Genomic DNA, 24682 nt, shown 5'->3' with positions numbered 1-24682 from the left:
AGAAGACGAAAAGTATCGAATGAATGTACATATGTAGCATTGTTTGCTTTTGGTGTGAATAGTAATAAAAGATACGTTGAAATATTTTAAACCGTAACAAAAGAGCGATTAAATAATAGAGGGAGCAACTTACATGGAAAATATATTAAAAGTATCTTCAAAATCAAAACCAAATTCAGTAGCAGGTGCAATAGCTGGTGTACTAAGAACAAGTGGCAATGTGGAAATTCAAGCGATTGGGGCGGGTTCTATAAATCAAGCGATTAAAGCAATTGCAATCGCAAGAGGATTTGTTGCTCCAAGTGGTATTGATTTGGCCTTTGTTCCAGCATTTCAAGAGGTTACTATTAATGATCAAGAAAGAACGGCGATTAAATTAATTGTAGGTCCTAGGAAGAGAAGGTCTTAAAAGAAAGTGTTGATATGAATAATTTGGAAAGGTTGATAGATAAAGTAATAAAAAGACCACTCTCATTTTTGAAGTGGTCTTTTGTATTTTCGTATTTCATATTGTGGATACGCCCCACATACTGAATTCGTAGTGGTATTCAGTCCGCTCAATAACAATCCCGAATTCTAAATCGTCCCCAACTAATACAAAATCTGCATATCCAGTTAGAAATCTTGATATGGTTGATAACGCTTCTAAATTCTCAAATACTTCAGCAATGTTCAGTTTAACTGCTTCAAATTTACCACCCTTAGAGAAAAAGAGTCTCCCTTGATTAACTGGAAATTTAATAGTTTTAGCTATTTCTTTTAACAATGCTATTGATAGTATTCTGTTTTCTTCATAATTAGTGCTACCAAAATTTTTTATGTTTGAAGTTTGTGCTAGCGTATTAAATAAGTCTTTACAAAATAAATCATTAGATTCTGGATCCATAAATGAGTCCATAGAAACTGTAACAATATTAGAAAGTTCGTCTATCAGTTCTTTTCTACTACCATTTCTTTTTGCTTTCATTTTTAGAATTTCAATTCGGCTTTTATTCATATTACTCAAAATTTTTCACACCTTTACTCGCGTGGTGGGTGAATAAAACCCCACTGACTAAAGTTTTACTTGTTTTTCTAAAAAGGGGATACATGCAAGTTTCATTTAAGATTCTATCAGTTTGTTCCTCTACATATCTGAGTCGTTTTTCGATGTCGGTTTACTATTATTTATTTTCATTTAGCATAGCCTCTAATTTATCTAATTCAATAAGTAGAGGATCGTCAAATCTTTTTACGAGACCAGTTTCAGTATAGGCTCTCACTGCGCCTTTAATTCCACGAGATTTACTTTGCAGATATGTGGCTAAACGGTTTAATCGTTTTAATAAATCTTTATAGAAGGGATCTTCTTTTTATATATTTTTAAAAATTTCAATTACTATCTCAATTTTATTTAATAGAGTACAGTTTCATTTTTAGACATATATATTTTCTTTCCTTTCCTAATCTAAATTATAAGATAATAGGAAAAAATAAACAGAGAAATAATGAATGGTTTTTAAAATAAAAATTTATCAAATACAGTTAAATTAAAAGGCGATTATTTGCTCATATTTTCCACTCAATTAATATGAAACTACTGTTTTAAAATATATAACAAATAAAAAGTGTCACAAATGCGTATATAACAGGCATTTGTGACACTTTTATAGTTTTAAATAACATAAAATAAACAAACCTAAAACTGCTCATTCTTCTCCCAAGATTCAACGAGATAGTATGAGAAACCTTATTATATCAAGGTTTTTAAGTGGTGATTTCCCTCGATGCTCACATTTTGCTCACATTAAATTTGTTCATCTTTTATCAGGTATTTTCATTAGATTTTATTATGCTCTCGAAGTTTTCCGCCGCTTGTTGCTGCATGTTCTGTGTGATGTGGCTATACTTGTCTAAAGTCATTTGAATAGATGAATTCCCTAAGCGATCTTGTACGATTTTAGGGTGTTCTCCAGCCTGAAGCATGAGTGTAGCGTGAGTATGTCGTAAGTCGTGTATACGAATTCGAGGAACACCAGCTTTTTTATAGTGATCATTCAAAAAGCGATGAGGAGCATCTATATGTAAGGGCGAATGCATCGTATTGCCGGTGAAAATAAAGGCCTCTTCATTCAAGTGTATACCCCAGCGGAAAAATTCTTTCTTTTTATAGGAGTAGTAGGATTGTAATTTCTCTATAACAAAAGAAGAGATACTAATGCTTCTATTTGAAGACTTAGTTTTTGTAGCAGCTTTAAATAGTCCTTTTTCTGTTTTTACAAGCGATTTATTAACCAGGAGACGTTTATTATCAAAGTCAATATCTTTCCACGTTAGTGCAAGTAATTCTCCGCGTCTCATACCTGTATAGATTGCGAGTAAGAAGAACATATGGTACTTAGTATTTTTTTCTTTTAGATACTGGAGGAATCGATTACATTCTTCGCTAGACCATGTTTTCATCTTACCTTGCTCTTCACGTGGTTTTTTAACCTTATTCATTATATTATCATGTATGATTTCCCATTCTACTGCATGTTTGAATATGCATCTGAAGCAGCGATGGATATTGCTGATTGTACCATTTGACAGGCCTTTTTCCTTAAGTTCAGCATAGTAGCTTTGAATCATTACGGGTTTAATACTTTTAATCTTTTTATAACTAAATGGGGGAAGGATATAGAGCCTAACTAAGCTCATGTCTTTTTCATAAGATGTAATTTTTAATTCAGCTTTACGAAGAGGCTTTAACTTTTCCCATACATCTAAAACAGTTAATTGTTTGTCATCAAAATATATGCCTTTCTCTATCTCCGTAATCATCGTTGCAGCAGCATTTTGGGCTTCTTTTTTTGTTCTAAATCCACTTTTACTTTTTTGCTGGCGTTTTCCTGTGGCCGGATCTATACCGATATCTATTGTAAAAGACCAAGTATTTCCACGTTTACGAAAACTTCCTTTCATATTCAATACCTCCTGCATCGTTATTTTTGAAAATTACAGTATTGTGATATTTGATTCTGTAATTTACTTGCTAATAATTGATTTTCATAATGTAAAAGCCTTTTTTCAGCAAATTGTGTTGTTACATTGAATTTTTCTGAGATTATATATGCTTTTAACTGTAGGGGAGGAAGCTTTCGTAACATAAAAGTAGGTACACAAAATTGTTGTGCGAAGTTTTTAGCCTTTGCTTCTTGATAATCTAGAAACATTTGATGCATTAATAATTGATTACCAGAATGAAATAGGATGTGACAGGTCTCATGACCAAAATCCTCTGCATGGTTACATGTCTTCATAATTTGTTCAACGCTGAATCGTTGGATGAAGCAAATCATTGGGAGAAGGAATTAAATAGATGCGCAAAAGAATTTAAGAGCCTTCGTAATGAAAAAGAGGATCACGATGTATCAAAGAGTTATCGTGTAGTTGTTAAAAGCCTTCAAGGGCAGGGGATAAATGCATCAGTAGTTAGTCGAAGAAAATAAAAAATCTATCACTTGGCAGAGTGATAGATTTTAGACTCTTATAGAGAGTCTTTCTAAAAATTGAATTGGATTAAGTATATCAAAGCAAATCAAGTAAAACAATGGAGGATGAATAATATGGCAGTTTATAGACCTGTTCAAGTTTCATATTGGCAAGATGCTTTCGTTTTAGATCTTACACCGGAGGAGAAATACTTCTATTTATACTTAATGACTAATAGCAAAACTTCTCAGAGTGGTATCTATGAGCTTCCACTACGAGTGATAGAAATGGATACAGGATATAACCGTGAAACGGTTGAGAAGCTGCTAGAGCGGTTTGCTGATTACGAGAAAATTCATTACAACAAAAAGACGAAAGAAATTGTGTTGATTAATTGGCTTAAATTCAATGCTATTACAAATATGAATATTGAAAAGTGTGTGTTAAAAGAAATCCAAAATATTAAGTGTGAAGATTTTTTAATTGATTTTTATGAGACATGTTTAGATTTAGAACAGCAGCAAGATTTTAAAATTCCTCGTATTAAGGAATACTTCCAAGCTCGTTTTGAGTGGCTTATAAGGGGCTTCGAAGACCCTACGAAGGAAAAAGAAGAAACAAAAACAGAAACAAAAGAAAAAGAAGAAACAAAAACAGAAACAAAAGAAAAAGAAGAAACAAAAACAAAAGAAGAAGCAGCAAGCTGCTCAAGTGATAAAAAAGTTGCAGAAGAAAATCCAATAGCATTTTATGAGCAAAACTTAGGAGTTCTTAAACCATTTGTGGCTGAAGGGATTAATGCGTGGATTGAAGATTTGAATGCACAGCTTGTTATCAAAGCAATGAAAATAGCTCTAGAAAAGAATGCACCTAATATGTCTTATGTACAAGGTATTTTAAGAGATTGGCATGCTAAGGGGTATAAGAGTATTACTGATGTTGAGGCTGCACAAACTCAATTCCGTAAGAAATACCAGTCTCGTGGTGGGAGAAGTAATACTAGAAAAGAAATCGTCCCTGATTGGTTACATACACAAGATACAGAAGTGCAATCTCAGCCTGTAAAGCACGATGAAATGGATTTAGAGGGTGAACGTAAACGTTTAGAACAAGTGTTATCTAAATATAAAAAAGAGGTTTAGGAGGATTGTAATGCCAAAGCAGTTAACAATATTTGATGTTGAGCCTGTAGTAGCATTCGATACTGAGAAAGCAAACATTCATCGATTAAATTCTAAAGTTCGTTTTACGGATGTAGTTGTTCAAGTACCAAAGCAAGTAAGAGCTACTGATGAATTAAAACCAACAACAGCGCCAAATGATCAGTATGAATTATTTGAGGAATATACAATTGGAATTTGGAGATTTAAGCGAGTGGAAGATAAGCAGTTCGATTGGGAAGAAGCGGAGGAGCTTTGCAAGTCTGCGAGAGATAATAAAGAACCGATTTCAATACGAATTTATTTATCATTAGAACAATCATTTATTCCCGATAATGTTGTGGAATATCTATAACAAAATAAAAAAGTCGAGATTGCTCCCGACTTGCTTCGACAAAATAATCATAACATACGGGAGTGGTCTTAATGGGAATTATTAAAGAAAATCTTGTAGAAATGAAAGCTGAAATAGATTTGGAAATAAACGGAATATATGTTGTTAAAAATGGTCAGGTCCAACTAATAGAACCACCCCAAGGTGGATTTGGTGAACAATCATTTGTATATCAAAGTGGAAAAGTAATTCGTATGGAAGAACGAAAAACACAGTTACTTTAATCAAATTTGAATTTTGTTAAGAAATATACACTTTGTTTATGATATATATATTAACTTTCGGATATCGGATTTGCTTAGAAACTAAAAAAGTCTCTACAATCAGAATTGAAGAGACTTTTCTTTCACATATCATAGCAATTTAGCTCCTATTAAAATAGGATTTAAGTTCTTTTTAAGGTGTACCGATAGTTACTGCCAGCAATGCAGCAATTCTATCTAGAGCTTCCTGCACTGTAGTAGGAGGAAGAGGAGCCCAGTTTGCTGGATTAATAGGTGTATAAGCTAAATCGAAAGCATCATCAACTCTAATCAAAGATGTATTTGTTCCTAAAATATTTATCCGGGAACGAATAGGTAAAGAATCAACTGTTGCTCTGACTCTTGTAATAACGTCATTAACGCCATTGACAATTAAATTCCCTGAATTAGGGCTGGGATTGAAAATGTTTTCTGTAATAGCGAAGCTGGTTAAATTTAAGGGGTCAATTGGAATATGACCAGATAGCACATTAATAATGACATTACCATTTATTCCTCCACCAACTAAATTGACTTGGGTATCTGTAGTAGCTTGTGAATTAATAGTAATATTTCCACTAGAAACGAATGAAGCAAACATCGCCATGTTAATTCCATTTTGAGTATAACCACCGGATAACATTGAATCACGGATATTCACTTGGTTCACAGAAGTCGATAAAGCTGTGAATATAGGAGTAGGGGTTATATTAACGCTAACAAAGAATAATTTACCTGAAACACTTTGCGCTGTTTGAAAGTTAAAGTCCAGAGGCCCACTTAGTAATGTCAGATCGACAAACCCAGATCTAGGATCTTGTGAAAAGTTCAAATCAAACCAAGACGGATCATTTATATCGAAAGGAATTTGTAATCTAGTTAATAAAGTACTAGTTCCTACTAATTGAACGTTAGCTTTTAAATGAATTAATGGTTCAATATAGTTACCAGGTCCAATAGAGATAGCATAACGTTTAGTTATATTTAAAGGATCCGGAAATGGCGCAATAGCATCCGTTATTGATGCCATTGCTGCAGTTACTGTTAAAAATGGTGCGCATTCAGAACCATCAGCAGTAGCGTCATTACCAGCTTTGTTTACATAGACGATTTGAGTGAATATTGGTAGAGGTTCTATGCATCCAGGTCCAGTGTCCCCGGTAGGCCCAGTGCCCCCGGTGGGTCCAGTGTCCCCGGTAGGTCCAGTGTCTCCGGTAGGCCCAGTGCCCCCGGTAGGCCCAGTGCCCCCGGTAGGCCCAGTGCCCCCGGTGGGTCCAGTGTCTCCGGTAGGTCCAGTGCCCCCTGTAGGTCCATCGGGTGGTCCAGTAGGCCCGGTAGGTCCAGTGGCTCCTGTAGGTCCATCGGGTGGTCCAGTAGGCCCGGTAGGTCCAGTAGGCCCGGTAGGTCCAGTGTCCCCGGTAGGCCCAGTGTCCCCGGTAGGTCCAGTGTCCCCGGTAGGTCCAGTGCCTCCGGTAGGTCCAGTGCCTCCGGTAGGTCCAGTGCCTCCGGTAGGTCCAGTGCCCCCGGTAGGTCCAGTGGGTCCGGTAGGCAGTGTGAATGGTGGAATAGCTGGTAAAGTAGGTCCGAGTAAATCTGGATTTATTGAAGCAGAAGATAAAAAATCGTCCATTATATTTTCACCTCTGAAAAATTGGTATTACTAATAGTAAATGTGAAGGTAGAGTAAAGTGAAATGGACAAACGAGGAATTAGGCAATGGGATTTAAAAAAAGCGTTATTTGAATAGAAAAGAGGCAAGCAAAGATAAAATAAGACCGCTCCTTTTATAGGAACGGCCGTACAAATATCATGTGCTGGAGGTCGCTCCAAATGGCATAAGATGTTTTCTCTAAAAAGTATGGACAAGAAGTTTTACGATTATACGTAAAAACGGCAGGCAACTAATTAAGTTACCCTCCTGTTCTCAAGTGGTACGGAGGAGAGAGCTCCGTTTGGAAAGAGTACAGCCGTGGGAAATCGGCTTGCAGATAGTATGTACGATATAAAAAAGATTATTCGTAAAATGAAATATGAATGGTTTTTTAATGAAAGTATTATTTTGTAGGATATTAATTAAATCGGAATTTTGTTAAGAGATGAAATGTTGAACAAATGTGAATGATTAGATGATACTAAGGTAAAAGAAAAAGAACCCTTTATAAGGATTCTTTTGGGGAGTCAATCTAACATTCACATTCGTAATCACGGGAATATTCATCGCACGAATCATTTCTATCATTGCAGCAGATACAAAATGTCTTTTTAATCAATACTTCAATGAAATTAAGGAATTCGGTATTATTTGTGAGAGTAAGGCTTTGAAAATCTTCTACTTGAAATACTCTTGTTTCATTTGTAGCAAGAGTCACGATAATTGGTGTAGGAGATTTTCTTGTTTGAATAGTGACTTCGATGGGGGAGACATCTTCGGGAACAGATATTTGAAGTAATGTTTTGTTGTGATTATTAGTGAAATCTTCAAAAACTCTTCTTGAAGTGTCAGGGGGTACGATAATAGTTAAAGGTGCATTTTCGGTTGGGGTAGTTTCTGAACCAGCTACGGTATGAGTTTCGATGAAACAGTTATCTTTTTGATAGTGAGAATTTGATTGTTCTTTATAATACTTGTTACGAGAATCATTTTGATTATTGCAACAGATACAAAATGTTTTTTGAATGAATATACCAATATTGCTATTGATATTAGTATTATTTGTGAGAGTGAGACTATGGAAATCCTCTACTTGGAATACCTTGGTTTCACCTGCAACTATTGTTACAGTAATCGGCAGACGAGAACTTCTTGTTCGGATAGTTACTTCAATTGGTTGGGAAGTACCGGGAATGCGAAGATCAAGTAATGTTTTATTGTGGTTATTGGTGAAATCTTCAAAAGCAGTTCTTGTAGTGTTAGCTGGTACGCTGAAATTTAAAGTTGTATTAGAACCAGATAATGTATGGGTTTCAATAAAACAGTTGTCTTTTTGGTGGTGAGAATACGATTGTTTTTTGTAATATTTTTTACCATCTTTATAAAAATAATCAGCCATACTTATGTCGCTCTCCTTTCTTTGAGATATCTATATATTTTATTAAAAGAAGAATAGAGTGCTTGTACAAAATAATAAAATCCGCTCTCGTAATTAATTAAAAACGTTATTTGATATGTAAATGTAAGAGCACTTCGGGAAGTGCTCTGTAAAGACTATTCATTCTAAAAGAAAAGAATATAAAATATTTTATGAATTTATTTTTGATTTTGTGTGTATTCTTTGTACAAAAATTTCATTGGAAACTGCAAACTAGATGCCATAATAACACCTAGTTTTAAGGGCGTACTTGTACTAGTTTAATTTGATAATGTTTAATTCTAAAGCATTTATTCCATTATCGCATGTACGAATGGCTGTTTCGCCTACAAAGCTATTATTTATAAGTTGAAGTGTTGAGTTGGCTGGGACTGATAAAATAGTGTCTCCAATGAGTTGAGCGCAATCTACATCCTCTGGATCTAGTATTGAAAGACCGAAAGTAGCTTTGAAATTTGGAATCAGACTGTTATTTAATAGTATAGAAATGGTAGGCGAATAAGGAAATGAAAGGGCTACAGTCAAGTTAATCGAGGAAATGAAAGAAATTCGATAATCCCCAGCTTGTGTGATATTAATTGTGGTTGGATTTAACAGAGAAATTCCCCCCACCATAGGGTCAGCCTGATTAAAAGAAAAAGGGGATTCGAAAGGAACTGTAATGATTTCCGTTTGCCAAAAAGTTCCGTAAGCTACTGATAGTGATCCAGTCGGTCCAGTCGGCCCAGTCGGTCCAGTCGGTCCAGTCGGTCCAGTCGGCCCAGTCGGCCCAGTCGGTAGTGTGAATGGTGGAACGGGTGGTAAAGTAGGTCCAACTAAATTAGGGTTTATTGAAGTAGAAGATAAAAACTCGTCCATTATATTTTCACCTCTGAAAAGTTCAGTTCTTATTACTAATAGTAAATGTAGGGGTAGAACAAAATGAAATGGACAAGCGCTTGTATTTTATAAATTAAACAAAATAGTTATTGTATAGATAAAAATATACAGAACCCGCTAGTTATAACGGGTTCTGTGTACAAGGAATACAAGGAGGCTGGTCCAGGGCGACCTGTGTATTCACTTGGATGATAATACTATATTCAAAGTGGATAAAAAGGTTAATGGCAACTAAATAAAATTCTTATTTCATAGCAAATACAAAAGAGCACACATATAAGCGTGCTCTTAAATAAGAAAGGTAGAATGCTATGAATGGGAAGTTTCCATAAAATAACATATGCTTGTCTGGTTTAAATGTGAAAAGTTTTAAACAAAAGCGTTATTTTAATTAAAAGAGCAGCTAGCAAAAGCTAACTGCTTGTTAAAAAAAAGAATCCACTCTAGGTTATTAACTGCTAGAGTTTCAAGAAATAAATCATTAAATTAAATTAATTTTTCAATTACAATCGAAGCATTTATATTCGTTTGTGTTCCACCTGCCAAAGTCTGCAAAGTAACTGCAGCAGCGGAAGTATGATTATTAAGGGTAATAATATCACCTGCAGCTAAAGCGAGAATTGTTTGGCCGTTGTTTGGTTGAGTCCCTGCACCTGATCCATAAACTGCGCTGGTAACCGGAGCACCATTTAAAAAAAGTGTGAATTGATTAGGCTCAACTCCTGATACAGAAAAAGAAATTTTATAATCTCCTGCATTAAGAACCATTAATTGAGAAGTTCCCAGTGTATGAGTAAAACCAGATGTCATTCTACCATGTGAATTAAAAAGAATAGGTGCTTCTAAGGCAACAACTTGAGCTGCTGTATTGAAAACATAAGCATAATGAGATAACCCAGATACTGTAAGACCGGTAGGCCCAGTAGGTCCGGTAGCTCCAGCGGTTCCTGGTAATCCAGTAGGCCCAGGAATGCCTTGGATGCCTTGGATACCTTGAAGCCCAGTTGGGCCAGTCGGGCCGATAGGTCCAATAAGTCCCGGATTACCTTGAATACCTTGGATACCCTGAATTCCAGTCGCCCCAGTTATTCCAGTGGGTCCAATAGGACCAATAGGCCCCGGATTACCTTGAATCCCCTGAATCCCTTGACTTCCTTGAGGTCCAGTGGGGCCAGGAATCCCTTGGATACCTTGAATACCTTGAAGTCCAGTTGGTCCTGGTGACCCAGAAGGTCCAGTGGGGCCAGTCACTCCGGTTGGTCCTGGTGGTCCCCCAGAAGGTCCAGTCGGGCCCGTTGGTCCTGGCGGTCCCCCGGAAGGGCCGGTAGGTCCAACAGCTCCAGAAGGTCCAGTTGGACCTACAGAACCAGGAATGCCAGGAATCCCTTGAGGGCCGGTCGGACCAGGAATCCCTTGAATCCCTTGAATGCCAGGAATCCCTTGAATGCCAGGAATCCCTTGAATTCCAGTGACCCCTGTTATTCCAGTGGGTCCAATAGGACCTTGAATGCCAGGAATGCCTTGGATACCTTGGATCCCTTGAATTCCAGAAGGTCCAGTTGAACCAATAGATCCAGAAATCCCAGGAATCCCTTGAGGTCCAGAAATACCTTGAGGCCCAGTAGGTCCCAGGCTACCTTGAATTCCAGTAGGCCCGGTAGGTCCCCGAGGTCCACCTGAAGGTCCGGTAGCTCCAGTAGGTCCCGAAGGTCCAGTAGCACCAGTTAATCCAGTAGACCCGATTTGAGGTAAAGGAAAGGCACATGGAAAGGGTATGTGACAATTCTTTTTAAATTTACTCATTTTTACAACTCCCTTATAAATTAACTAACAATTTATATTTATACTTTAACAACTTATGAGTAACCAGACACACGGGTGTAAGGAAAAACCCTACAATAATTACATAAAAGGTTTTAAGAGCAAGCCTTTATTTCACATTCCATACCAAAAAGAGCACTATATATAAGTGCTCTTCGGATCAAATCTCTTAGTGTAAAAGAGTACGTGATACCAAATGTAATTTTTTCATGTGCGTGAAGTATTTGAAGAAAAAGCTATTTTAGTAGGGAACAAGTTTAAAAGGCCCTGGTTGACACAGGACCTTTTAAAAGGGAACAACACTTGACATGTTAATAATTATGATTGAAAGTTACTTTCATATTACCATTATTGGGATTTTAATTCCAATAATGGTTGTTGAGAAATAAAAAATTATTTGGCACAACAAAGCAGCTAGCTGAAGTAGCTAACTGCTCCATTGTACGCTTTTAGAAGTAGCATAGGATACAACTATAGTATAAACGGATATCGAAATATTATGCAGGAAAGAAAACTAAACAAAAATTTCATTTTGTAGAAATATAGAAACTAAAAAAGAGCACCATGCATAAGTTCCCTTTAAGATAGGAGGTAACACTTTGAGCTGGGGCTAGGTTAGAAGTATATGGTGTAAAAAAAGAAATAAGACCTAAATTTTATTATTAAATCAATATAAAAGAGCAGCTAGCAAAAGCTAACTGCTCAGCCCTCAGAGAAAGGGAAAAAGAAAATTACAGAGGTCACTGTGAATTCAAGCTGTATCAGCCCATGTATAGTATTGGACAAAATTTAGAGTTTTATTCGGACAAACCAAAAAAGAGCAGTTATCATAGCTAACTGCTCTGTGAATAAGAAGAACGCAATGGTCATTCGTATTCAACCTTGGTGTACCTATATTGTTAACATGTTTTAGAAATTTATTCAATATAAGAGCAGTTAACAAAAGTTAACTGCTCAAGTAGATACAACTTGGGTAAGAAGCAAGTTGTATTGCGATTAATATTGTTAGAATATCGAATTTTATTCGTTTTAATAAAAAAGCAGCTAGCAAAAGCTAGCTACTGAGCCCCAGGGAAGGGAGAGGAGCGATATATTAGGTCTAAGTTTGGAATAAGGGTTTTAAATTTTAAGACCTAACCTAAATATAGTATGGATTTTGTTTGAGTTATTATGCATATAACTTGTTCCTCTTAAAAGAATACTAACAAACAAAGCAGCTAGCAAAAGCTAACTGCTCAGTCTTAAATAAAATCTAACTGGTTACAGCACATTAAAGATGGGTTATCTATAGTATGGATGGAATATTGAGTTTTATTCAGTGGATAGATGCATTTAATGAAAGAATGCAGACCACCATATTCCGAATAATGCAATCCAACCAATGCTAAGTAATATGTATAAAAGCAATATAGAATTACGTTTAACAAATACGTATAATTCCTAAAAAGGTACTTTTATAAGACATTATTATAAAAAAGGAGATGGTAAAGAGACATTTGAAATTATTAACAGTGAGATGAGTAATTGAATAGGATTATATTAATTACTTAATGCTGGGATATGTTTTAAATGGAGAACCAATTTAAAGAGATATTTGGTGCATGGGTTGCAGCAATAGGAACAATTACTTCCGCTATTGGAAGTACGCCTTTTGATTTTATAAGCAGTAATGTAAGAAAGGATTTAAATGTTTATGGAAACGTATTACAGGCTGTTGGAAATGCCTTAGAGGCTGATGGTCAAGGAGAAGTTTCTCTTGAACAAATTGGTAATGAAATCCAATCAATTGGTAACGTCACTGTAATATCTGGATTAATTATTGATTTTAAAGAGGAAACACAAATTAAATTAGTGATTGCCGGGAATTGGACACAAGCATTGGGTGGACTTACAGCATTAGCAGATGAATTTGAGGATACATCCGATAAAGATGAACACTTAAATATTATAGGAAACTTATTACAATCAATTGGGAATTCATTACAGGCAATAGGGGGTATTGACGAATTAAAAAGTATCAGAAATGAGGACCAGTCTAATAAAGAAGGTAATGTAAATGATGTGGAGAAAGATACAAACACTCAGGTAAACAACGAAACTAATGAAAATGAAGAAGGAAAGCTAATAGATATTATAGGAAGTTGGGTTCAAGCAGTTGGTTCTGTAATTTCATTAATTGGACAAATACGTGAAGAGAGTGAGGAATTGGAAGGGAACGATGAATAGAGTAATTTAATAGAACAGTTAAAACAGTAATTCTTTTAAAGTGAAAGCAAACAGAATATAGTCCGGCTAGAAAACTAGAGGACACCAATTCATTAAAGCAGCAATGAAAGCTGTTTTAGGGATAGGTGTCCTTTTTATTTTGAAAAGGGAGATGGGGAAATGAAGGTGCTAAAAGATCAATTGCGCGAATGGAAAAAGCAATCAAAACAAGCTAAAAAGAAAAACAAGAAAAAACGAAAAGAAAAATTAAGCACTCGTGACATTGAAGATTTAATGGGAATTCGTGGTCCACGTTATGAACGGAGACGTGGAGCGTTAAGACAAAAGTAAAAAAATAAAAAGGAGTGGTCCTACATGACTAAACAATTATCTTTCTTACCAAAAATCGATAGATCAGCAACACAGGAGGAATTAGAAGGTGTGTTGGAAAGCGTACGTATACATAGGCAATTTGGGATGATGCGTAAAGAAATGAAAGTTACTCCTTCTTATGAAATGCGTGAGCATGGTCCTACACATGCAGTTGGTAAGCCGTTAGAAGATGTTGCTATAGCAAATATTCAACAAAGCAAGCGAGAAGAGTGGCTTGTGAAAATGTCAGTACGTATTAATCAGTTTTTAAACCGATTAGGAAATGGACGTGCAGGCAGTATCCAAAGAGATATTATTTATAAACGTTATTTAGAAGAAGAGGACGTATGTGATTATATGTTTTATAACGAAATAGGGATGTCAGAGCGTACTTATCGACGTTGGAAGTCTAAAGCGTTTTATAAACTGGCTTTTGCACTTAGATTAGAAGTTTACGAGACAGAAGAAAAGGGAGGTAATGAATAATGAATTTCGTTCAACCGATACGTGATCCGGAGCAAATACAACAGCTAAAAGAGTACTTTAAGGAAAAAAGCTTACGTAATTACATTCTTTTCATTATGGGTATTAATACAGGTCTTAGAATCTCAGATATTTTGAAACTAAAAGTAGGGGATGTCAAAGGCAGTCATATATCTATGAGGGAAAAGAAAACAGGGAAACAAAAACGAATACAAATTACTGCAGCACTGAAAAGAGAACTTAAATGGTTTATTGAAGAAAGAGAAGACAATGAGTATTTATTACAAAGTAGACAAGGGAAGAATCGTCCAATTGGTCGTAGCATGGCATATAAGATATTAAGTGGAGCAGCGGCAGAGTTTGGGTTAGATGAAATAGGAACCCATACGTTAAGAAAAACGTATGGGTATCATATGTACATGCAAACGAAAAACATAGCATTACTTATGGAAATATTTAATCATTCGTCAGAGAAGGTTACGTTACGTTATATAGGTGTAAATCAAGATGCAATGGATAAAGCAATGATTAGGTTTAAAATCTAATCATTGCTTTTTTCTTTTTAAATCTAGGGGTATTGCCAGCATTGTTGAAAAAACCACGCTAAGAGCATACAAAATTTTATACAGTTTTCGACTAATCCAGTAACAAACGAGAACCCGAAAACCCGCACCAGGAGTAGGTCCCCTTGTCAGAGTAAGGGGCCACTTTTTCCTTGCTACCGATAATAGGACGTTATATTAACTAGTTTTGTATAGAATATTCATGTGTTCCTTAGAAAACTAAAGGGCCAGTTTATCATTCACAACTGTACTTGAACTTAGGTTCTGTCTGAATATAAAAAGCATTTCTTACTTGTGCACTCCAATTTGCAAAAGCTGATCTCCATTCAGGAGTGTTAAAGAATTGGTCTACAGTTTGAGTTTCAGAATGCCAAACTATAAATAGGTTAAGTGGGGCAATTCCTCCTGCCCAAATTCCATTATTTACGTCAGTATCTTCTTCTCTTACTAATAATAAGGGTAGACCAAATTGAAAAGCCATTGAAGGTTCTACTTGTGAATAAACTGATCCTACCCAGAATGGAGTTGATGGTGGAAGAGGTCCTACATTGACGTCAACTGTTTGAATTTTAAAACGACGAAGGTTTACTGCCAACATTCCATAGCTTGATGAAACTAGACGACGAATATCAGTTAAAATGGATTCCGGATAACTTTCACTTAAAGGCAATGTACGTGGAAAAAGCAAAGCATACTCAATTTCTAAAATTAGACGGTTTAGAAACCGTTGTTGGTTGTCATTTAAATGAGTTGTCGTACTTAAAAATATGGGAATACGATAAGCACGGTCAATACACTCTTGATGTGCCGATTCTATTTTCACTTTATTTTTACTTAAAGATTTATGCTCATTATTACTCATTTTCTCACCTCCTTTTTTAATACTATATAGAAAAGGAATTAGTTAGTTTGGACATAATTGCCTTTATGGGAACCTAAAGGGTTTTTCTTACTTAAAAAAACAAGTTATAAAAATTAATACAGGTACTCAAAGAAGGAAAAACTGATAAAATTTAACTTCCAATAACGAGAAATATGTAAACAAGCTGTCCATATGGGCAGCTTATTTTATTTTTTTACACAGCGTAGGTTATTTTGCAAAATGTTGGTGGTATCCCTATACAGTTACTCATAATTTTTGTACTGTGTAACTCAAAAGAGAAAGTGAAATGAAATCAATGATAGCAAGGGATTTCACGCTAGGGTCAGTTACACACAATATAAGATATGGGTAACTGGGAAAAGAATTTATATGATGAAATTACGATGGTAGTTATGGGATTGTACTATTTAATATGAGAGAATTAACGTGAACATGATAATAACTAAAGTTGCACCAATTTCAGGATTTATAGGAGCGATTATAGCATTGGTAGTCAATGCACATTTTATTAATACGGGTAAAAAAGCAGAGGTAAGACAGCACGCCCATCAACTTAAGAAATCAGGACAAAAAAGTCATTTTGGAGTCGTCTGTTTGGTAAAGAACTCAAAATTTAATGCTAAAGAGAATTTCGCTTTTGATCTTTTATTAATAATGATATATAATTTGAAATTTTTAACACTATAAATGTTAGTCAAGCATATAATATAGTATCGGAATAGGTTTCACTCACTTATTTCAGTTTACTTTATTTTATAGTTTTCTTTTTCAAGAACACCAAAATGGACATTGGTGTTCTTTTTAAGTAGGTTAATTTTGAACGTTTAGAAGTTCTCTTATTTACAAATTTATAAAACAAAGAAGCACTCAATTTGAGTGCTTCTTTGTTTTAAACTCGTACTTGTTGTACTTGTAAAACTTTTAAAGTAAGATCTAGTACAATTTTTTCACGAAGAGTATCAAATGGTTCGTTTAGGTCTGTTGGACAAGGTGAAAAGTCTAATTCAAAAAATTGAGCGCTGACTAATTCGCAATACGGTTGTTCATTATAAAAAACTGTATTTTCGAAGAAGTATTTGTCTAAACGTGGTAGATCACCATTTTTAGGATTAATAAAGTGAGAAGTAGTATCTGAGGAAGCAGCTACTATAGCTTGTGATAGAAAATCACCAGCTGTTAAATCAGCAAAACCAGAAAATGGGACATTGGCAATGCGGTCATATAGCACACCATTACACTCGTCATTTGCATATTCAATGTTTTTACGAATATATCCTTGTACAAATAATTTTGCTCTTGTAACTCGGCGGTAAGGTGTACCTGGTACTGGAGTAAATGCTACAGGAACTAACTTACATTGTGTTAAAAATGCATTTTTTAAAATGCGTTTGATTTCAACTGCTGGAGGATCTAATGAAATATCAGATTCTACAACAATTTGAATCGTTCTTTCTGCTAAAACAACTGGGATTTTTACAATGGGTGCTCCTGGAGTAAGAATTGGTGTTGCAGCTGCATCACTTAATGGTGTTTGAGTTTGTCCATTTACCTCACAAGGTACGTTAATTGGGCATTGTTCACTCATATTATCTAATCTCCTTTTTAAAATAAATTTAGATTTTTAAAATCTTTCAATGTCAATATATTCGTTTTTTTCATTTATGTATAAGCATGTATACTAGTTTTTAAAATTTATTTATAGAAATTTATTTATAAAAATTTATTAATAGAAGATATTTTTATAAGGTGTATGCTTCTATAAAAATTTATTGTGCTCAATATACGAATTTAATAATATATTATTCTAATAAGATTTACAGAAAGAGAAACATGAGTTTTTTTATTGAAGTTGTAGGAAAAATCTAAGGAAGAAGAGGGCGAGATACCTGGCGGCTTAAAATGGTGACGACGGATTATATATTCCTATAAAAACTATCAATAGTCTTGTATATCCTGCTGTTCTTGTAGAAGTAGAATATACAACATTAGCAAATAAAAAATGATATATAGGAGTAAAACAACACTCGATAAGGAAAAAGAGTTAGAAATCATTCAAATTATTTATTTTGTTAAAAGCTGGTGGGAAAACGAAAAAATAGTTCAAACTACAGTTTCAAATACAGAATAGAAAGATGTGGAAGTAGTGGCAGAGTCGTGACCGCTTTTTGGCAGTAAATGTGCCGGTTGTTTTGGCATTTCCGTGTTATATTTGTATTGTGAGAAGTGGCGGAAAACATTGCTCACAAAATTCCTTATAACTGAAAATGGATCGTCATAACCGGTGGCGATGGTTGCAGATTGAATGAACAGTTGTTTCTTGATTTCACATTCAATTACAATTTACATTGTGTAAACGGAGAAGGGCTTTTGCTCTTCTTCCAGTTACTTAATAATGTACAAATAAATTGATGCAGCAATATTAGGTGATTGGAAGAAGGAGAAAACTTCATTTACCGTAATTGAAATACAAATAAATAATTGATATCAGAGCACACATTCAGGTGCTTTTTATTTTGATATGCTAATTAATCGCAAATCGGTATTCCAAGTACTCTTAGAGCTAATGCTACTTGAAGAGAAATCTCTAATCTAGCAATTTCGATACCAGCTACTGTAAGAATTAAAAAAGGCTGGCCATTTACAAACAAAACAAACTCAACACAAACCAAATATTGTAAAGAAGGTTCAAAAACCATATAATGTAACACATCATATATTTTGTTACATTATATTTATTATTATAAATGCCGTTATATCAGCGTTTTTTTCTATTTTTAAAAATAAATACCATATTTTATGTAACATATTGTATAATAAAGATACATCTAATGTAACATAACGTATAGAGGGGTAAGGAATGAAGTTTGTGCAACCAATTCGAGATAAGAAAAAATTAGAAGAAGTGAAAGAGGTTTTACGTCGCCAGTCTTATCGTGATTTGTTTTTATTTGAGATGGGAATCAATACTGGTCTAAGAATTAGTGACTTATTAAAGTTACATGTAAATGATGTAAAAGAAAGAACTCACATTGTTATTAAAGAACAAAAGACCGGAAAAGAGAAACGTTTCATTATCAATACAGGGTTAAGAGAAAAAATAAATGAGTATGTAACTGGAATGAATGAAACAGATTGCTTATTTGCTTCTAAAAAGACAGGAAAACCAATCACAAGAATTCAAGCTTATCGAATTATGAACGCTGCTGCTGAAAAAGTAGGCCTTGATGAAATTGGAACGCATACTCTTAGAAAAACTTTTGGATATCATTATTACCAAAAGACAAAAGATGTAGTAATGCTACAAACGATCTTTAATCATTCTGCTCCATCAATTACATTACGTTATATAGGCATTCAACAAGATGAGATTGATAAATCATTGGAAGATTTCAGTTTATAAATAGGGGTAGCACCAAATAAGAAACATTTAAAGTAGCGAATCTGCTGCTTTTTTTATTTTACAGAGAAAAAGGAACCCTAAAAAGGGCTCCTCTGTCATCTTGCCGTTCTATAATCGTTGTTTTTAAGCTTTTTTCTAATATCCATAAATCCCAGGACCATTATTATCATGCATATTAATTTGAGCCAGTAGAACTCCTGGTGAAAGATTAGCCCAGAGAAGAAGTCATAAGCGTATAACAAACCGACAATTGGGAATAGCCAAGTCATAAATTTCAAATCTTTTAGATGAAACTTATAATTATTAATCTTTTTCCACATATGTATCAACTCCTATTGTCCTGATGTTCTGTAGTTTTTCTTGATGATATCTCGCATGTTTAGGATAAAGAATAGAAGAAAAACCAAGGCTATGATACCGTAAATCCAGTAGTATGTATGTCCTGTTGTGAATTCAGTATAAAAAGAAAGGGAATTCCAAACTAAAAGGATGGTTGAACAGATGGTAGAGATCAATAATGAACTAAAACTTCTCATGATTTTCACCTCGATTCAAAATGTTAGAGATTATTTATAATTTTACATATAGATAAATAGATTTGCAATAATAGGATGTAATAAAATGATTTAAAGGAATTACCGTGAGGTGGTGTAAATGGAAGAAGAAAATATAAACGTTCCTACATGTTCTGTTTGTAATGAACCTTGTATGTGGACATTAAAAATGCCATTAACTATTACTCATTTTGATAAAACATATATCCGTGAAGCAAATACGGATAATGCTCATATATGCATTGAGTGTTTAGAGAAGGAAGTGCAAACAATTGGATAAGGGGGCAGGTGTTATGTAATTATGGCCAGACAACGAAGTCCAGACCGTAACAAAGCGTATGAAATATTTAAAGAACATAATGGTGATATTACGAATCGTAAAATTGCCGAATTGTTGTCTACATCCGAAAAAACTGTAAGTGAAAAAACGGTTGGCGGATGGAAATCGAAAGATGGATGGATAGACAAATTAAATGGAGTACTCCATAAAAATGAACGGAGTACTCCAAAGAAAGATACGGAGTACTCCAAAAAGAAACCAGGAGCACCCAAAGGTAATAAGAATGCTGTAAACAATCGTGGTGGAGCCAAAAAGGGCAATAAAAATGCTACCGGTAATCCCGGAGGTTCTGCTCCGCTACGTAATGGTAATGCTGCTACACATGGTTTGTATAGAAAGTATTTACCACAAGAATTATACGCTTTAAAAGAAGAGCTAGAGGAAGCCATTAACAATGATCCATTATCAATTCTATGGGAAAGTATAATGCTGCAGCACACTCAAATCATTCATGCTCAACGTATTATGTTCGTTAATAATAAAGAGGACATGACAAAGGAACTACGAAAGAAAAAGCTTAGTGAAAGCGGCTTTGAAGAAGAGTGGGAGATTCAATTTGCTTGGGATAAACAAGCAAGTTTCTTAAATGCTCAATCTAAAGCACTTTCTACCTTGTCTGCTCTTATTAAAGATTTTGATAGGTTGGCTAATATAGATGATGAGCGACGCGCTAAACTTGAATTTATACAGGTTCAAATCGATAAGATTAAATCTACTAATAATGATGATAATATTGAGCCAGTTGTCATTGTAGATAATATCAGTGGTGATTTAAATGTCTAAAAAGCAAATAGATGAAATACTTCCACCAGCATTTCATCAAGTTTGGTTAGCCCGTAAATGTGAATCTATATTAAAAATCGTTTGTAAGGGCGGTCGTGGTTCGGGTAAATCTACTGATATATCCATTTGTATCGTTATGGATGGACCTTATTCAGTTTCCTATTACGGTTCTTTGTATACGTAAAGTAAAGGATACAATAAGGGAATCCTGCTATGAGCAAATAAAAGAAGCGATAGAAATCTTAGGTGTAGAGCATTTATTTCGTTTTAAAGAAAGTCCGATGGAAATCATTTATAAACCGCGTGGAAACAAAATGATATTCCGTGGTGCTGATGACCCTGCAAAAATCAAATCTATTAAAATAGCGAAGTATCCAGTTGCTATTGCATGGTTTGAAGAGTTGGCCGAATTTAAATTAGAAGAAGATGTTTCTACAATAGAGAAGTCTATTTTGCGTAAAGAATTACCGAATGGACTGCGATATAAAATGTATTACTCGTATAAACCACCGAAGAGAAAACAGTCCTGGGTTAATAAGAAGTTTGAAACGCAATTCAAGCCAAAGAATACATTTGTACATCATAGTACATATCATGATAATCCTCATATTTCTAAGCAGTTCGTGGAAGAAGCAGAAGAAACAAAAAGACTTAAACCACAGCAATATGAACATGAATATGAAGGGAAACCGACAGGCAGTGGCGTTGTTCCATTTAGTAATCTCACATTCAGACGTATTACAGATAAAGAAATTAAAACATTTGATAATATACGTCAAGGGATTGACTGGGGTTATGGGAATGACGCGCTGTCTTTTGGCCGTATGCATTATGATAAAACGCGCAGAAAGCTTTATATATTCGGTGAAATACATGGCGTTAAAATCAGTAACCGTTCCTTAGCTGAAAAGATTAAACAACTCGGTTGGGATGACGTCGAGATAATTGCCGATTCATCGGAACCAAAGTCAATTGATGAAATGAAAAACGATCATGATATTAAGAAAATAAAAGGTGCAGTTAAAGGTCCTGGTTCCGTTGAATACGGGGAAAAATGGCTAGATGATTTAGTGGAAATCATAATCGACCCTAAACGTTGTCCGAAAACTGCAGGTGAATTCGAGAATATTGATTATGAAGTTGATAAAGACGGTAATCCTAAAAATAGATTACAAGATAAAGATAATCATAGTATCGATATGACTCGTTATGCATGTGAGGACGATATGAGTAAACGTAAAGTCGTTATGGGTGGAAAGGTTAAAAGAATGTAGTCGGGTATAAATTGTTCGGCTATTTCATTTGCTTTTTATTAATAGAGGTATCGCCACATACCTATCAAGCTAAGAAAAGCAAATACCCCAAAAACAAGAAAATTGGCATCCTCAGGTGAAAATGTACAATTTTTTGTTTTGGGGATACTTCAAAATGTTAGGTTGATGGGCATTTGGTGCTATTTTGTATCATACATCTCTAAATTTTATAGAATGTTCACAGCTGTAATTTTGCAGGTTGAAATAGCAAACCTAACGATTGTAGTTGGATTTATAGGTAAAGTACCTAGAACAATACCAAGACCTGTTTGTTCCACGTTAAAATTTGCTGCAGTAGAACCAGTACTTGCTAAAAGATTCACTGTAGAACCAATAAGCGTATCTAGTAATTCCCTAATTGGTCGTTCACGACAATCACATTCGCATCCTGAGTCTACAGGTGGAAGTAATATTATAGATGGCCCTGGTGGTAAAAATCCTACCCCTGTTACATCAGAAATATTGACCACAAAGGATGTGATACCATCTGTAACTGTAACTAAAAAATCATTTACGGAAGTGATAGTAAATAAAAAGAAAAGAGGGGGGACGTTGGGCGCGTCTGCAATAGTGCCAAGAATTACTGTTTCCCCAATAAGTTGTTGTAAAACGTTCTGCATAGGTAAAACGCAGCAATCACAAAGACAACTTTCAGTTGCTCCCGTTGGGCCAGTTGCTCCCGTTGGGCCAGTTGCTCCTGTTGGGCCAGTTGCTCCCGTTGGGCCAGTTGCTCCTGTTGGACCAGTTGCTCCCGTTGGGCCAGTTGCTCCTGTTGGACCAGTTGCTCCCGTTGGGCCAGTTGCTCCCGTTGGGCCAGTTGCTCCTGTTGGGCCAGTTGCTCCTGTTGGGCCAGTTGCTCCCGTTGGGCCTGTCCCTCCCGTTGGGCCAGTTGCTCCTGTTGGTAAAGTAAATGGGGGAATTGGGGGAAGTGTAGGACCAATTAAATTTGGATTCAATGCATTAGCTTGAAGTATTTGATTTTTATCAAACATATAACTACCTCCTATGGGTATATTTTGTTATAGGAATATAAGCAGTTACCTTACATGAAATCTATTCATCACTATATTATATGCTAACTTTTTACTATTGTGTGTTTTTTATAGCACCGAAGTTCATTTTTATCGTTTTGGGGAAGAATGTGTTTCTTAACTTGATAGCGATGTGGCGGTGCCCCTAATAGAAGAAAGGAGGACACATAAACGATATGAGCGATAAGAAGACAATTAAGAATGTAAAAGTATTTGGTATTAATAAAGCTGCAGATGATCCGAAGAATAAGGAAGACAACAGTAAGCAAATGGCGGTTGACCCATTCGCGCAAATATATGGTGATAAGGGATTAATTATACCTCCTTATGATATGTCAGTACTGCTGGAAATAAAGGAAAGTAATCCAATCCATTCCATTCTGCTTGTATTAGCGCAAAAGTCGATGATATTGCGGGTGTTGGTTTCGACTTTGCTCCTTTTGAAGAAGTGAAAGAAGCAAACCAAGAGCAATATAAAAGATTAAAAGAATTCATGCGTAATTGTAATCCAAAAATGACAAGCGCAGAGATTATAAGGGCCGTATGGGATGATTATGAAACAGTTGGCTGGGGTATTATCGAGGTTGTTCGGAATAACAAAGATGAACCGTCAAAACTTTACCATATTCCAGCTCATACAGTACGTGCTCATAAAGATAAAGTACGTTTTGCTCAAATCGTAAGTAACAAAGAACGATGGTTTAAAAAATTCGGTTATCCAGATGATTATAGCCTTGTTGATGGTCGCCCTTTAGGAGCGGAGGATATTGCGGAAAATGGAACAGAAAAAGCCGGTGAAGTTATTGTTATTCGTAAATTCGGTTCTCGTTCTTCTTATTATGGGATACCTAATTACGTTAGTTCTATTGGCTCAATAGTTGGATCTCAAGCAGTGAGAGATTACGATATTAACTTTTTCACGGCTAAGACTATTCCAGATGCTTTGTTATTTCTTGAGGGCGTCGATGAAATAGATGATGGAACAGAAAACGAGTTAAAAGAGTTCTTCTCTGCAGAAACAAAAGGAGAGCATCACAAGTTGGCCGTTGTTCCTGTACCGCCAGGAGCAAAAGCTAGGTTAGAAAAAGTCAGTCCGTCCAGACGTAAAAGAAGGTAGTTTCCGTTTATATAAGCAGGATAGCGCAATGGAGATATGTGTGGCCCATCGTGTACCACCTTATCGTATCGGTTGGGCTATGACAGGTTCATTAGGACAAACAACTGCTAAGGAAATGAATGAGATGTACAAGCGTTCTATTATTGAGCCTGGGCAAGAAATATTAGAACATCGATTGAATAATCAATTGTTCCGTGTATTCGCTGAAATATTAGGTGGTTTAGATTGGTATTTTAAATTAAACGAAATTGATACAGATGATCGTGAAGCAGATATGCAATATGCGGCTGATGGTTATGAGAAACGTATATTAACAAGGAATGAATCTCATAAAGTAGTAGGTTATGAACCAGTAGCAGATGGGGATACATTCTTTGAAGGCAGTCAAACTGTTTCTCAAGTAGAGCAGATTGCAAAAGCTGCAGATGATAAACAAGATAACTTAATTGCTATTAATACATTTAGAGAAAAGCATGAAGAAATAGAGAAAGCTATGCAAAAGAAGGTAGCTGATTTTTTTCAGAGCAGGGAAAACGGCTCTTAAACCTGCTTCCCGTAATTCGTATTAATAAAGCAGATGAAGAGATTGATCTTGCAATT

25 protein-coding genes and 3 pseudogenes are annotated in these 24682 nt (G+C 35.3%); 15 read left to right on the top strand and 13 right to left on the bottom strand.

Annotation, left to right across the window (positions count from 1 at the left end; translation table 11 throughout):
* The first annotated feature begins 133 nt into the window (after positions 1 to 133).
* Positions 134 to 409 (top strand): stage V sporulation protein SpoVS, encoded by a 276-nt coding sequence (gene spoVS / locus AC3WTA_RS04620; protein ID WP_000427789.1) that lies wholly within the window; start codon positions 134 to 136, stop codon positions 407 to 409.
* A gap of 96 nt (positions 410 to 505) precedes the next feature.
* Here the strand turns inward: spoVS and AC3WTA_RS04615 are convergent, their stop codons facing one another.
* The 3 genes and pseudogenes from AC3WTA_RS04615 to AC3WTA_RS04605 all read right to left on the bottom strand — a co-directional run.
* Positions 506 to 1006, bottom strand: a complete 501-nt coding sequence (locus AC3WTA_RS04615; protein WP_000069070.1) for a YxiF family protein — start codon at positions 1004 to 1006, stop codon at positions 506 to 508.
* Positions 1007 to 1806: 800 nt separating this feature from the next.
* Positions 1807 to 2943 carry a site-specific integrase gene (locus tag AC3WTA_RS04610; RefSeq protein WP_000678744.1) on the bottom strand — a complete coding sequence of 379 codons (1137 nt, stop codon included), beginning with the start codon at positions 2941 to 2943 and terminating at the stop codon, positions 1807 to 1809.
* Between the two features lie 20 nt (positions 2944 to 2963).
* Positions 2964 to 3260 (bottom strand): annotated as a pseudogene (locus AC3WTA_RS04605) (ImmA/IrrE family metallo-endopeptidase); the annotation flags it as partial.
* On the opposite strand from AC3WTA_RS04605, the gene AC3WTA_RS04600 reads away from it, so the two are divergent.
* From AC3WTA_RS04600 to AC3WTA_RS04585, 4 genes are all read left to right on the top strand, one after another.
* Positions 3246 to 3470 carry a hypothetical protein gene (locus AC3WTA_RS04600; protein ID WP_000161462.1) on the top strand — a complete coding sequence of 75 codons (225 nt, stop codon included), beginning with the start codon at positions 3246 to 3248 and terminating at the stop codon, positions 3468 to 3470. The pseudogene AC3WTA_RS04605 and the gene AC3WTA_RS04600 overlap by 15 nt on opposite strands.
* A 117-nt stretch (positions 3471 to 3587) precedes the next feature.
* Positions 3588 to 4595: a DnaD domain-containing protein gene (locus tag AC3WTA_RS04595; RefSeq protein WP_061673109.1), complete on the top strand. Its 1008-nt coding sequence runs from the start codon at positions 3588 to 3590 to the stop codon at positions 4593 to 4595.
* Positions 4596 to 4605: 10 nt separating this feature from the next.
* The gene (locus tag AC3WTA_RS04590; RefSeq protein WP_001125993.1) at positions 4606 to 4968 is read left to right on the top strand and encodes a hypothetical protein; all 363 of its coding nucleotides are present in this window, start codon (positions 4606 to 4608) and stop codon (positions 4966 to 4968) included.
* A gap of 71 nt (positions 4969 to 5039) precedes the next feature.
* Complete coding sequence (locus tag AC3WTA_RS04585; protein ID WP_000511362.1) at positions 5040 to 5231, top strand: DUF3954 domain-containing protein; 192 nt, start codon at positions 5040 to 5042, stop codon at positions 5229 to 5231.
* Positions 5232 to 5403: 172 nt separating this feature from the next.
* On the opposite strand, the gene AC3WTA_RS04580 is transcribed toward AC3WTA_RS04585, so the two are convergent.
* The 4 genes from AC3WTA_RS04580 to AC3WTA_RS04565 form a co-directional block, all read right to left on the bottom strand.
* Complete coding sequence (locus tag AC3WTA_RS04580) at positions 5404 to 6879, bottom strand: exosporium leader peptide-containing protein (RefSeq protein ID WP_492332829.1); 1476 nt, start codon at positions 6877 to 6879, stop codon at positions 5404 to 5406.
* A gap of 553 nt (positions 6880 to 7432) precedes the next feature.
* On the bottom strand, positions 7433 to 8299 hold the full coding sequence (locus AC3WTA_RS04575; protein WP_000796374.1) for a hypothetical protein: 867 nt from the start codon (positions 8297 to 8299) through the stop codon (positions 7433 to 7435).
* A gap of 294 nt (positions 8300 to 8593) precedes the next feature.
* The gene (locus tag AC3WTA_RS04570) at positions 8594 to 9196 is read right to left on the bottom strand and encodes an exosporium leader peptide-containing protein (RefSeq protein WP_063263974.1); all 603 of its coding nucleotides are present in this window, start codon (positions 9194 to 9196) and stop codon (positions 8594 to 8596) included.
* A 507-nt stretch (positions 9197 to 9703) separates the two neighbouring features.
* Positions 9704 to 11020, bottom strand: a complete 1317-nt coding sequence (locus AC3WTA_RS04565) for a BclA C-terminal domain-containing protein (RefSeq protein ID WP_000032823.1) — start codon at positions 11018 to 11020, stop codon at positions 9704 to 9706.
* A gap of 1587 nt (positions 11021 to 12607) precedes the next feature.
* Here AC3WTA_RS04565 and AC3WTA_RS04560 point away from each other — a divergent pair.
* The 4 genes from AC3WTA_RS04560 (at position 12608) to AC3WTA_RS04545 (ending at position 14643) form a co-directional block, all read left to right on the top strand.
* Entirely contained in the window at positions 12608 to 13264 is a 657-nt protein-coding gene (locus AC3WTA_RS04560; RefSeq protein WP_000431217.1) for a DUF6944 family repetitive protein, read from the top strand.
* Between the two features lie 159 nt (positions 13265 to 13423).
* Positions 13424 to 13594 carry a hypothetical protein gene (locus AC3WTA_RS04555; RefSeq protein ID WP_000866149.1) on the top strand — a complete coding sequence of 57 codons (171 nt, stop codon included), beginning with the start codon at positions 13424 to 13426 and terminating at the stop codon, positions 13592 to 13594.
* Between the two features lie 24 nt (positions 13595 to 13618).
* Entirely contained in the window at positions 13619 to 14101 is a 483-nt protein-coding gene (locus tag AC3WTA_RS04550; RefSeq protein WP_000166160.1) for an ArpU family phage packaging/lysis transcriptional regulator, read from the top strand.
* The gene (locus tag AC3WTA_RS04545; protein WP_001012158.1) at positions 14101 to 14643 is read left to right on the top strand and encodes a site-specific integrase; all 543 of its coding nucleotides are present in this window, start codon (positions 14101 to 14103) and stop codon (positions 14641 to 14643) included. Before AC3WTA_RS04550 ends, AC3WTA_RS04545 begins: the two co-directional genes overlap by 1 nt.
* Positions 14644 to 14896: 253 nt before the next feature.
* On the opposite strand, the gene AC3WTA_RS04540 is transcribed toward AC3WTA_RS04545, so the two are convergent.
* The gene (locus AC3WTA_RS04540; protein ID WP_000069270.1) at positions 14897 to 15523 is read right to left on the bottom strand and encodes a hypothetical protein; all 627 of its coding nucleotides are present in this window, start codon (positions 15521 to 15523) and stop codon (positions 14897 to 14899) included.
* A 453-nt stretch (positions 15524 to 15976) separates the two neighbouring features.
* On the opposite strand from AC3WTA_RS04540, the gene AC3WTA_RS04535 reads away from it, so the two are divergent.
* Positions 15977 to 16231: a hypothetical protein gene (locus AC3WTA_RS04535; RefSeq protein ID WP_033657800.1), complete on the top strand. Its 255-nt coding sequence runs from the start codon at positions 15977 to 15979 to the stop codon at positions 16229 to 16231.
* A gap of 202 nt (positions 16232 to 16433) precedes the next feature.
* Here the strand turns inward: AC3WTA_RS04535 and AC3WTA_RS04530 are convergent, their stop codons facing one another.
* Both AC3WTA_RS04530 and AC3WTA_RS04525 read right to left on the bottom strand, forming a co-directional pair.
* Positions 16434 to 17129 carry a CsxC family protein gene (locus tag AC3WTA_RS04530; RefSeq protein ID WP_001294973.1) on the bottom strand — a complete coding sequence of 232 codons (696 nt, stop codon included), beginning with the start codon at positions 17127 to 17129 and terminating at the stop codon, positions 16434 to 16436.
* A gap of 940 nt (positions 17130 to 18069) precedes the next feature.
* A complete protein-coding gene (locus tag AC3WTA_RS04525; protein ID WP_371399201.1) occupies positions 18070 to 18192 on the bottom strand; it encodes a DUF3956 family protein in 123 nt (40 codons plus the stop codon).
* A gap of 209 nt (positions 18193 to 18401) precedes the next feature.
* Between AC3WTA_RS04525 and AC3WTA_RS04520 the strand changes: the two genes are divergently transcribed.
* A complete protein-coding gene (locus AC3WTA_RS04520; protein WP_000673904.1) occupies positions 18402 to 18944 on the top strand; it encodes a site-specific integrase in 543 nt (180 codons plus the stop codon).
* 95 nt (positions 18945 to 19039) lie between these two features.
* Here the strand turns inward: AC3WTA_RS04520 and AC3WTA_RS04515 are convergent, their stop codons facing one another.
* Both AC3WTA_RS04515 and AC3WTA_RS04510 read right to left on the bottom strand, forming a co-directional pair.
* Positions 19040 to 19264: a hypothetical protein gene (locus AC3WTA_RS04515; RefSeq protein WP_000265596.1), complete on the bottom strand. Its 225-nt coding sequence runs from the start codon at positions 19262 to 19264 to the stop codon at positions 19040 to 19042.
* Between the two features lie 12 nt (positions 19265 to 19276).
* Positions 19277 to 19480, bottom strand: coding sequence for a hypothetical protein (locus AC3WTA_RS04510; protein WP_080014171.1), 204 nt, complete (start codon positions 19478 to 19480; stop codon positions 19277 to 19279).
* A 118-nt stretch (positions 19481 to 19598) separates the two neighbouring features.
* Between AC3WTA_RS04510 and AC3WTA_RS04505 the strand changes: the two genes are divergently transcribed.
* The 3 genes and pseudogenes from AC3WTA_RS04505 to AC3WTA_RS04495 all read left to right on the top strand — a co-directional run bounded on the left by AC3WTA_RS04505 (position 19599) and on the right by AC3WTA_RS04495 (position 21895).
* Positions 19599 to 19778 (top strand): hypothetical protein, encoded by a 180-nt coding sequence (locus tag AC3WTA_RS04505; RefSeq protein WP_000390758.1) that lies wholly within the window; start codon positions 19599 to 19601, stop codon positions 19776 to 19778.
* Positions 19779 to 19799: 21 nt separating this feature from the next.
* Entirely contained in the window at positions 19800 to 20621 is an 822-nt protein-coding gene (gene terS / locus AC3WTA_RS04500; protein ID WP_492332828.1) for a phage terminase small subunit, read from the top strand.
* Positions 20614 to 21895: pseudogene (locus tag AC3WTA_RS04495) on the top strand (PBSX family phage terminase large subunit). Before terS ends, AC3WTA_RS04495 begins: the two are co-directional and overlap by 8 nt.
* Before the next feature lie 206 nt (positions 21896 to 22101).
* Here AC3WTA_RS04495 and AC3WTA_RS04490 read toward each other — a convergent pair.
* Complete coding sequence (locus AC3WTA_RS04490; RefSeq protein ID WP_277551238.1) at positions 22102 to 22926, bottom strand: exosporium leader peptide-containing protein; 825 nt, start codon at positions 22924 to 22926, stop codon at positions 22102 to 22104.
* Between the two features lie 215 nt (positions 22927 to 23141).
* Between AC3WTA_RS04490 and AC3WTA_RS04485 the strand changes: the two are divergent.
* Positions 23142 to 24626, top strand: a pseudogene (locus tag AC3WTA_RS04485) (phage portal protein).
* The last annotated feature ends 56 nt before the right edge of the window (positions 24627 to 24682 follow it).

The sequence above is a fragment of the Bacillus sp. EB106-07-01-XG149 genome (genome assembly GCF_058791555.1).
This window is presented reverse-complemented; position numbering and strand designations above follow the sequence as displayed.